Source organism: Micromonospora sp. ATA51, assembly GCF_016802855.1.
Classification (GTDB): domain Bacteria; phylum Actinomycetota; class Actinomycetes; order Mycobacteriales; family Micromonosporaceae; genus Micromonospora; species Micromonospora sicca.
This window is the reverse complement of the sequence record NZ_JAEVHJ010000260.1, coordinates 1-9822: the sequence shown is the minus strand read 5'-3', so window position 1 is coordinate 9822 and position 9822 is coordinate 1. Positions and strand designations below refer to the sequence as shown.

Below are 9822 nucleotides of genomic sequence, written 5' to 3'. Positions count from 1 at the left end.
AGCGCCACAGCGCCTTGCACGCGGTGGAACCGAAGCGACTGACCTGCTCGGTCTCCGGGGAGCCGCAGCGCGGGCAGCGCACGGCGAGGGTCAGCGGCATGTCGGGTACGGCAGCGGCGGCCCAGTCGGCCAGATCGGCCCGGACCAGCTCCACCGCCGGCGCCAGCGCGGCGTACGCCCCGCCCCACGCGGGGTCCTCCTCGACCAGGCGGGCGACCCTGACCTGCTCCGGGGTGCCGTCCAGCGCGCCGCCGACGTAGTCGGCGAGCAGGTCGTGGTCGACCTCGCTGAACTTCCCGGTGCTCACGTCTCCTCCTCGGTCGCGGCCCGGGACCATCCCGGCGCCGATTCGACGCCCTCCGGCGGTCGCGGGTTCCCCGCCGTGACGCGCGGCATGTCGGCGGCGGCACGGCCGGTCGGGCGCGGCACCGACGGCGGGTCGTCGGCACCGGTCCGCAGGTGACCGAGGAGGGTGGCCAGCCGGGCCCGACCCCGGGCGCAGCGGCTCTTCACGGTTCCCTCGGCGACGCCGAGGATGCGGGCCACCTCGGCCACCGGATAACCCTGCACGTCCACCAGGATCAGCGCGGCGCGCTGCTCGACCGGCAGCTCGGCCAGGGCCTGCCGCACCACCAGCGCGGTGTCGTGGTCCCGGACCGGGGCGGCGGGCTCCACCCCGCCGGTGTGCCGGCCCGGCTCGCCGTCGGTGTGCACGCCGTCGGGCAGCGGGACCGTGGCGTGCGCCTGGCGCCGGCGGATCCGGTCCAGGCAGGCGTTCACCACGATCCGGTGCAGCCAGGTGGTCACCGCGGAGTCGCCCCGGAAGCGGGCCGCCGCGCGGTGCGCGGAGAGCAGGGCGTCCTGGAGGGCGTCGGCGGCCTCCTCCCGGTCGCCGAGCGTACGCAGCGCCACCGCCCAGAGCCGGTCCCGGTGCCGGTGGAACAGCTCGGTGAAGGCGTCCCGGTCGCCGGCCACGTGGGCGCGGAGCAGCTCGATGTCGGTGGTCCCGGCGCCCGGCCCGGCGCGGGTCGGCACGGCCACCGGGGTGCCGCGTACGCCGCCCGTCGGTACGCCGGCCCGTTCTTCGCCGCGGTCGTCCATCACCACGTCCGGCGGGAGTGGTGCCCGGACAGCGGCGGCCGGTTCACGACCCCTGGACGGTGATCTCCTGGACACCGATCTTGTAGCCCCGGTCGTTCGAGGGCAGCTCGGTGAGCCAGAAGAGCAGGTAGCGGTACTTCTTGTCCGGGTCGAAGCCGTTGCTGAAGATCAGCGTGCTGCCCTCGGCCGGCGCGAAGCCGTCCCCGATCCGGGTCTTCGCCGTCACGTATTCGGTGTACAGCTTCTTGTCGCCGGAGGAGCCGGAGCCCGGGTCGGTGGTGCCCGTGTAGAGCTGGGCGGTGGCGCCGCTGGCGGAGAGGACCGCCTTCACCGACATGACCGTGTGCTCGGCGCCGAGGTCGATCCAGACCCCCATGCCGTCCTTCAGGCCGCCGAACTTCGCCGACTTGTAGGTGTCGGTCTCCCAGCCCTCGTCCTCGCTGCCGTCGATCACCTTTTCGGCATCGCCCAGCTCGTTGCGGGTCCGGCTGTCCGGGTCGATGATCCGGACGTCCTCCACGGCCAGCTTGCGCACCGGGGCGGCCTGGGTGGGCTGGTCGGCCGGCGCGCTGCTGGTCGGGCGGGCCACCGGCTCGGTCTTCGCGTCCTTGTCGTCGCCGCCCAGCGCGCTGATCCCGATGAGCAGGCCGACCAGGGCCACGGCGAGCAGCCCGGCGATGCCCAGGGCCACCTTCCGGCCGCCGGCGGCGGCCAGCGGCGACGGCTCCTCCTCGGGATCCGCCGTGAAGCGCAGCGTGCCCGCCTGGTCGAGGAAGTGCTCGTCGGCGGGGATGTCCAGCCGGCCCAGCTCGGCCGCGAGCACGTCCGAGGAGGGCGGGGCGATCTCCGGGTCGAGCAGGTCCATGGTCAGGTCGTCGAGGTAGGCCGGCACCCCGGCCCGGACCTGACGGGGCGCGGCGATCGCGCCGCCGGCGTCGCGTACGGCGTCCGGAATGGCGGCCCGGCCGTGCCCGGCGGTGGCGCCGTGCAGCGGCGCCTCCCCGTGCGGCCAGTGCCCGGTGAGGGCGAAGTAGAGCACCCCGCCGACCGCCCGGAGGTCGTTCTCCTGGCTGTCCGCGCCGTCGGTCCGCGCGTCGGCCAGCACCACCCGGCCGTCGTCGCTGATCATCACGGTGCCGGGGTGGACGTTGCCGTGCACCATGCCGGTCGCGTGCACCGCGGCGAGGGCGCTGGCGACGGCGTTGCCGATGGCGGTCGCCCGGGCCGGGTCCAGCGGCCCGTCGGCGTTGACCAGCTCGCGCACGGACTGGCCGTCCACCCACTCGCGGACCACGTAGGCCCGGTCCGCCTCGTCGATCGCGTCGTAGACGCCGACCAGGTTGGGGTGGATGACCCGACTGGCCGCGACGGCGGCCTGGAGCATCTCGGTGGCGGAGTCGCCACCCGGATAGCGGAGGACCACCGCGACGGGACGGCGCAGCACGACGTCGACTCCGCGCCAGACCAGCCGGCCCGCGCTGTCGTTGTTGATGTGCTCGACCAGCTCGTACCGCTCGGCAAGGATCTCACCGGCCGTGGGAGCACCGAAGGTCATGACCGGCGGAGCACTCTCCTCCGCCTCCTGACCCTCGCCGACCTGGGTCACCCGTCCTCCCTCGGTGATCGTGTCGATCGATGGACCCGTGCTGCTGGGCATGTGGCTTCCCGCTCTGCCTTCGAAGGAACCGGCAGACCGGCGCCGACGCCCGCGTCGGCACCTGCCGTACCCGTCGAGTGCGACCTTACCCGGGATGCCCGGTTCCCCGACATGTCATCTTCCCGCCGCGGCCGGTGGGGCGCCAGCCACGGGCCGCCCGGTCCGGTTGCGACCGTTGTCAGCCACGTTGCTGGTACATGCACCAGCCAATCTAGAGGTTGACCGCAAGTAGTCGACGGAGGGGCGCACCGGGTGTGGCGGCCGCTCCGCCACCAGGCCGAATTCCCCCCGATCGGTCCCGCACCCTCGTCCGTACGGTTGGTTGTCCACAGGTCGAGAGGCTGGTTGAGCGGGGAAACGCTGGGTTATCCACAGCCGCATCCCCAGGGCTGGTGACCCTCGTTCACCCTCCGTGGTCGACCGTCGCCGACCCGGGCGCAGTGGGTCAGCGGCCGAGCCGGCGGCGGACCATCCCGACCACCTCGGTGATCTCGCCGATCCGGAGCACCATGGCCAGCCCCAGGTACGTCCCGCCGATCACCGCGCCGCCCACCAGCAGCTGGACGGCCGCCGCGAACCAGCTGAGGTCGGCCGGGTCGCCGGGAAGCAGCTTGACCACCAGCAGGCCGACCAGCGCGGCACCCAGCGCTGCGATCACCACCCGACCCATGGTCCGCATGATGCCGCCGAGCCCGATCCGGCCCACCCGGGGCCGCAGCAGCATCGCGGAGATCACCGCGGCGGCCAGGTACGAGATGGCGTTGCCGAGCATCATGCCGGCCGCCGCGAAGGTGGCGGAGAAGGCGAGGTAGAGCCCGATCTGGAGGAGCACCCGCAGCGCCACCACCGGAATGTTGATCAAGGCGGGGGTGCGGGTGTCCGGCAGCGCGTAGAAGGCGAAGGTGAAGAGCTGGCTGATCGCGAAGGGCACCAGCCCCAGCGCGGCGACCAGCAGCACGGTCGAGGTGGCGGTCGCGTTCTCGCCGGTGAAGGCGCCGTAGCGGAACACCACCACGGAGATCGGGCCGGCCAGCACCGCGTAGCAGACCGCGATCGGGGCGAGCACCGCGGTGACCATCCGGGTGCCCCGGGACAGGTCGGCGGTCACGTCGCGGAACCGGCCGTCGGCGGCGGCGGCGCTCATCCGCGGCATCAGCGCGGTGATGATCGAGACGGCGATGATGCCGTGCGCCATCATCAACAGCAGGAAGACGTTGTTGTAGATCATAATGCCGGCGCTGTCCGGTCCGGCCGCCCGGGTGAGCAGGTTGACCACCACGAAGAGGCCGAGCTGGTTGACCGCGACGTAGCAGAACATCCAGGCGCCGAGCTTGGCCAGCTCGCGCAGCCCCAGCTCGCGGAAGTCGAACCGCCACTTCCACCGGAAGCCCACCTTGCGCAGCGCCGGCAGCAGGCCGGCGGCCTGCACCGCCACGCCGAGCAGGGTGCCGCCGCCGATCAGCAGGATCTGACCCGCGCCCAGCTCACCCGGCTTGAGCGCCTCGGCGTCGAAGATCAGGATGTAGAGCCCGAACGCGCCGATGACCACCAGGTTGTTGAGGATCGGCGCCCACATGGGCGCGGCGAAGTGGCCCCGGGTGTTCAGCACCGCGGCGATCAGCGCGCTGACGCCGGTGAAGAACAGCATCGGCAGCATCAGGTAGGACAGATTGGTGACCAGGTCGGTGTAGTCACCGTCCTTGCCGCTGGCGTAGAGGGCGGTCAGCACCGACGCCAGGGCCATCGCGATCAGCGCGGCGGCGGCCAGCGCGATCACCGCCAGGGTGAGCAGTCGCTGCGAGTACGCCTCACCCCGGTCCGGATCGGTCCTGCGCCGGCGGACCAGCACCGGGATCAGCACGCTGGTGAGCACCCCGCCGAGCAGGAACTCGTACACCTGGTTCGGCAGGAACTGTGCGGTCGTGTACGCGTTACCGACGAGGTTGCCGAGCGCCGCGCCGATCATCAGGTTGCGGATGAAGCCCGTACCCCGGCTGATCAGGCTGCCGACGGCCATCACCGCGCTGTTCGCGGCGGCGCTGGCCTCGGCGACCTGCTCCGGCGGCGGCGCGGTGGCCTCCACCGCCGGCTGGTTGAGCGGCTCGGCCGAGATGAAGGTCGCCTCGTCCGTGGGAGGCACCGCGCCGTCCGGCGTGGCGTTCGCGCTGCGGTAGAGCCCGCCGCTCATCTCCAGCCTCCCAGGGGTACGTCGGGGCCGGGCACCGTCCCCGACGGTCAGAACCTTAGTCAACCGGTACCTCTTACCCGCGCCCGGCGGCGGACTTCCCGGGCCGGACCGATAGGCTGGCGATCCCATGTCCGAAGCCTCCGCATCCCACGCCGCCGACCGCCGCGAGCTCACCGCCGCGCAGCGCAACGCCGTCGCCGAGCTGCTCCGCGTCTCGCCGGTCGCCGACGAGCTCGGCCGCCTCTTCCTCGCGGCGGGCCACGAACTGCACCTGGTGGGTGGTTCGGTACGGGACGCGCTGCTCGGCCGGCTCGGCGAGGACCTCGACTTCTGCACCGACGCGCACCCCGACCAGACGCTGCGGATCATCAGGGGCTGGGCCGAGTCGGTCTGGGAGACCGGTCGGGAGTTCGGCACCATCGGCTGCCAGCGCGACGGGCTCCGACTGGAGATCACCACCTTCCGCGCCGAGGCGTACGACCAGGTCAGCCGCAACCCGATCGTCGAGTACGGGACCAGCCTCGAAGAGGACCTCAAGCGGCGGGACTTCACCATCAACGCGATGGCGGTGAGCGTCCCCGACCACCGGTTCACCGACCCGCACGGCGGCCTGGCCGACCTCGCCGCCAAGATCATCCGTACCCCCGGCACGCCTGAGCAGTCGTTCCGCGACGACCCGCTGCGGATGCTGCGGGCGGCCCGGTTCACCGCCCAGCTCCGCTTCGCCGTCCACCCGGACGTCCGCGACGCGATGGCCCGGATGGCCGCCGACCTGGACCGGATCACCGCCGAGCGGATCCGGGACGAGTTCACCAAGCTGCTCTGCGGCGCGGACCCGATCACCGGACTGCGACTGCTGGTCGATGCCGGGCTGGCCGAGCGGTTCCTGCCCGAGCTGACCGGGCTCAAGCTGACGATCGACGAGCACGCCCAGCACAAGGACGTCTACGAGCACACCCTCACCGTCGTCGAGAACGCGATGTCGATGGAGGAGGACGGCTGCGACTTCGTGCTGCGGATGGCCGCGCTGATGCACGACGTCGGCAAGCCGGCCACCAAGGCGGTCGGCCCGGACGGGCGGGTCAGCTTCCACCACCACGAGGTGGTCGGCGCCCGGCTGACGAAGGCCCGGATGAAGGCCATGCGGTACCCGAAGGACGTCACCTCGCAGGTGGTCGCCCTGGTCGCCCTGCACCTGCGTTTCTACGGGTACGGCCGGGGCGAGTGGACCGACTCGGCGGTGCGCCGGTACGTCGCGGACGCCGGTGACCTGCTGCCCCGGCTGCACAAGCTGACCCGGTCGGACTGCACCACCCGCAACCGCCGCAAGGCGGCCGCGCTGGCGGCCGACTACGACGCGCTGGAGGAGCGGATCGCCCGGATCGCCGCCGAGGAGGACCTGGCCCGGGTCCGCCCGGATCTGGACGGCAACGCGATCATGGAGCTGCTCGGCGTGCCGCCGGGGCCGGTGGTGGGGAAGGCCTGGCAGTACCTGAAGGAGCTGCGCCTGGAGCGCGGCCCGCTGGACCGCGACGAGGCCGAGGCGGAGCTGCTGCGCTGGGCCCGGGAGCAGGGCATTCGCGACTGACCCCGGCGGAGCGGGCGTACGACGACACGCCGGCGTATCGACCGAACGGTTGACGCGATTCCCGGTGATCTTCCCGCATCATGGAGCGACATCCGTCAGCCTCCCGGTCATCCGTGTAGTGAGGCTGCTCCGATCGCTCCGTCCGCCCGTTCCGAGGTGGACGATTGCTGCAACCGGGGAGATCTCTGAGTGAAACGCCGTGGCGTGACTCGCCGTTCGGCGGTGGCCGGGTTCGCCCTCGCCTCCGCGACGTCCATCGTGTTCGCCGGCACCGGCGGCGCCGCGATGGCCGCCCCATCCGACGCACCACGGACACCGGTGCGCGGCGCCGACAGCGCCGGTGTCGTGCCCGACCGCTACATCGTCGTCCTCAAGGACCACAAGGCCAGCCCCAGCGAGGTGCGGGCCACCGCATCGGCGCTCGCCGCCGCCAACGGCGGCACGGTCCGTCACGTGTTCACCAAGGCGCTCAAGGGCTACTCCGCCGCGATGAACCGCCGGCAGGCGGAGCGGCTGGCGGCCGACCCCGACGTGGCCTACGTCGAGCAGGTCCGCCGCTACTCCGCCACGGACACCCAGAGCAACCCGCCCTCGTGGGGCCTGGACCGGATCGACCAGACGACGGCGAAGGCCGACCGCTCCTACACCTACCCGACCACCGGGGCCGGCGTCACCGCGTACATCCTGGACACCGGCATCGACCTCGACCACCAGGAGTTCGGCGGACGGGCCGGCTCCGGCTACGACTTCATCGACAACGACCCGGACGCGCAGGACTGCGAGGGCCACGGCACGCACGTGGCCGGCACCGTCGGCGGTACGAAGTACGGCGTGGCCAAGGGTGTCAAGCTCGTCGCGGTGCGGGTCCTCGACTGCGAGGGCAGCGGCACCAGCGAGCAGATCATCAACGGCATCGAGTGGGTCACCACGAACGCCGCCAAGCCGGCCGTGGCCAACATGAGCCTGGGCTTCAACGGCACCGACCAGGCCGTCAACGACGCGGTCACCCGCTCGGTCGCCGCCGGCATCACGTACTCCGTCGCGGCCGGCAACGGCATGCAGGACGCCTGCGGCGTGTCGCCGGCCAGCGTGCCGACGGCCATCACCGTCGGCGCCACGGACCGGGTGGACTTCCGGGCCTGGTTCTCCAACTACGGCAACTGCCTGGACACCTTCGCCCCCGGGGTCAGCATCGTCTCCGCGGCGAAGGGGACCACCGACGGCAGCACCGCGATGAACGGCACGTCGATGGCCTCCCCGCACGTGGCGGGCGCCGCCGCGCTGCTGCTCGAGGCGAACCCGAAGTGGACCCCGCAGCAGGTGCGCGACAGCATCGTCACCAGCGGAATCAGCGGCGCCGTACACGACACCATGGGGTCGGTGGACCGGCTGCTGCACGTCGGCGCGGTCCAGCCCGCCCGCAGCTCGTACGGCCTGAAGGCGCGGGTCAACGGCAAGTTCGTGACCGCGGAGAGCGCCGGGACCAAGCCGCTGATCGCCCGGGGCGCCGCCCTCGGGCCGTGGGAGAAGTACGACGTGGTCGACGCCGGCGGCGGCCTCGTCGGGCTGCGGGCGAAGGCCAACGGCAAGTTCGTGACCGCGGAGAGCGCGGGCGCCAAGCCGCTGATCGCCCGGTCGACGGCGATCGGCAGCTGGGAGAAGTTCCAGATCGTCAACAACACCGACGGCTCGGTCAGCCTGAAGGCGAACATCAACGGCCGGTACGTCTCGGCGGAGAGCAAGGGCACCCTGCCGCTGATCGCGCGGGCCACGGCGATCGGCGCCTGGGAGAAGTTCGACTTCGAGGCCCCCGCGCCGGTGGTCGCCCTCAAGTCGCAGGCCAGCGGCCGGTACGTCACCGCGGAGAGCAAGGGCACGCTGCCGCTGATCGCGCGGGCCACGGCGATCGGCGCCTGGGAGAAGTTCGAGATCGTCAACGTCGGGGACGGCTACTTCGGCCTGCGGGCGCTCATCAACGGCAAGTTCGTCTGCGCGGAGAGCGCCGGCACCAAGCCGCTGATCGCCCGGTCGACGGCGATCGGCACCTGGGAGACGTTCGACTTCCTGGACTACAACCCGGACGGGTCGATCTACCTGCGGGCGTACATCGACGGTGAGGCGGTGACCGCCGGCAGCGCCGGCACCAGCCAGCTCATCGCCAGCCGGACCATCGACTGGAACAGCCAGACCCTCGGTCTCGGCGTCGGCGAGCAGTTCCTCGTCGAGGCCCTCTAGCCGGCAGAGCACAGACGAGCCCGTCCAGGCGGCCCTCGGGCCGTCCGGGCGGGCTCGTCGCTTTGCACCACACGGGGGACGATCGCCCGGCGGGCGTCGCCGTCTCAGCGGGGCGCCACCTTGATCTCCCGGTCGACCAGGTCCTTCGGCAGCGGCTGGCGGACCAGCTCCCGACCGGTCAGGTCGGCGAGCACGACGTCCCCGGCGCCGTTCGGCCGGCGGTAGAGCAGCCGGTCGTCGGAGATCCAGACCACCTCGGCGGTGGGCAGGGTGCGGACCACCCGGCCGGTGCCCGTCTCGACCAGCAGCGGATCGTGCTGCCCCTGGACCACCACCAGCTTCCCGTCCGGCGACCAGGCCCACGGTCCGGCCAGGTCGCCGGGCACCGGCACGAACCGGGTCGGCCGCCCGTCGTCGGCGGAGAAGAGCCGCACGCCCGCCCGGAGGTCCCGCAGCGACTCGTCGTGGCTGGACCGGCCGGTCTGCGGGAGCACCGCCTCCGTGCCGTCCCGGCTCCAGGTGAAGTCGCAGTAGTCGGTGCAGAAGTACCGCTTTTCGTCCACCCGGAACGCGCGTTTCGTGCCGTCGGTCTCCAGCACGATGAAGCCGAAGTGGTCGAGCCGGTGGGTGGTGAAGAGCAGCCGCCGGCCGTCCGGCGACCATTCCGGGGGCGAGAGCGCCCGACCGACCTCGTACCAGCGGGTCGTCCCGTCGGCCAGGTCGACCAGGCCGACCTCACGGGGCCGGTCCTCGTCGGTCACCGCGCTCAGCGAGCCGACGGGCGCCGGGAAGACTCCGTCGTACCCCTCGGCGGTGAGGTAGCGGCCCCGGGCCCGGTCCAGCACGAAGCCCCTGCCCGGTGCGGCGGTGAAGGTGCCCGCGACCACCACCCAGTCACCGGGCAGGACCAGCGGCTTCGCCGTCCAGTCCGGGCCGGGCATGGGGCGGACCGGCGGTGCCGGGGTGGCCGTCGCCGTGGGGTCCGGGGTGGCGGGGTGCGCCGCCGGCTGCGGGCGGAGCAGCACGAACGGCAGGGCGACCGCGACCACCGCC

General features: G+C 72.5%; 6 protein-coding genes and 1 pseudogene. 2 read left to right on the top strand and 5 right to left on the bottom strand.

Translation table 11 applies throughout. The features are described from left to right. The 4 genes and pseudogenes from JNW87_RS28915 to murJ all read right to left on the bottom strand — a co-directional run. Positions 1–307 (bottom strand): annotated as a pseudogene (locus tag JNW87_RS28915) (hypothetical protein); the annotation flags it as partial. After that, positions 304–1101 carry an RNA polymerase sigma factor SigM gene (gene sigM / locus JNW87_RS28910; protein ID WP_236648188.1) on the bottom strand — a complete coding sequence of 266 codons (798 nt, stop codon included), beginning with the start codon at positions 1099–1101 and terminating at the stop codon, positions 304–306. The pseudogene JNW87_RS28915 and the gene sigM, both read right to left, overlap by 4 nt. A gap of 43 nt (positions 1102–1144) precedes the next feature. Next, positions 1145–2758 (bottom strand): protein kinase family protein, encoded by a 1614-nt coding sequence (locus JNW87_RS28905; RefSeq protein ID WP_109803716.1) that lies wholly within the window; start codon positions 2756–2758, stop codon positions 1145–1147. Between the two features lie 445 nt (positions 2759–3203). Then, positions 3204–4946, bottom strand: coding sequence for a murein biosynthesis integral membrane protein MurJ (gene murJ, locus JNW87_RS28900; RefSeq protein WP_238454744.1), 1743 nt, complete (start codon positions 4944–4946; stop codon positions 3204–3206). A gap of 127 nt (positions 4947–5073) precedes the next feature. On the opposite strand from murJ, the gene JNW87_RS28895 reads away from it, so the two are divergent. Then, entirely contained in the window at positions 5074–6534 is a 1461-nt protein-coding gene (locus JNW87_RS28895; protein ID WP_238454743.1) for a CCA tRNA nucleotidyltransferase, read from the top strand. 222 nt (positions 6535–6756) lie between these two features. Then, the gene (locus tag JNW87_RS28890; RefSeq protein WP_238454742.1) at positions 6757–8769 is read left to right on the top strand and encodes a S8 family serine peptidase; all 2013 of its coding nucleotides are present in this window, start codon (positions 6757–6759) and stop codon (positions 8767–8769) included. A 104-nt stretch (positions 8770–8873) separates the two neighbouring features. Here the strand turns inward: JNW87_RS28890 and JNW87_RS28885 are convergent. Then, positions 8874–9822 (bottom strand): hypothetical protein (locus JNW87_RS28885; protein ID WP_238454741.1); only part of this gene is annotated, 949 nt, incomplete at its 5' end.

Excerpts from the sequence above, each read along its gene's own strand:
- sigM (WP_236648188.1), bottom strand. The coding sequence starts at position 1,101 with ATGGACGACCGCGGCGAAGAACGGGCCGGCGTACCGACGGGCGGCGTA.
- JNW87_RS28905 (WP_109803716.1), bottom strand. The coding sequence starts at position 2,758 with ATGCCCAGCAGCACGGGTCCATCGATCGACACGATCACCGAGGGAGGA.
- murJ (WP_238454744.1), bottom strand. The coding sequence starts at position 4,946 with ATGAGCGGCGGGCTCTACCGCAGCGCGAACGCCACGCCGGACGGCGCG.
- JNW87_RS28895 (WP_238454743.1), top strand. The coding sequence starts at position 5,074 with ATGTCCGAAGCCTCCGCATCCCACGCCGCCGACCGCCGCGAGCTCACC.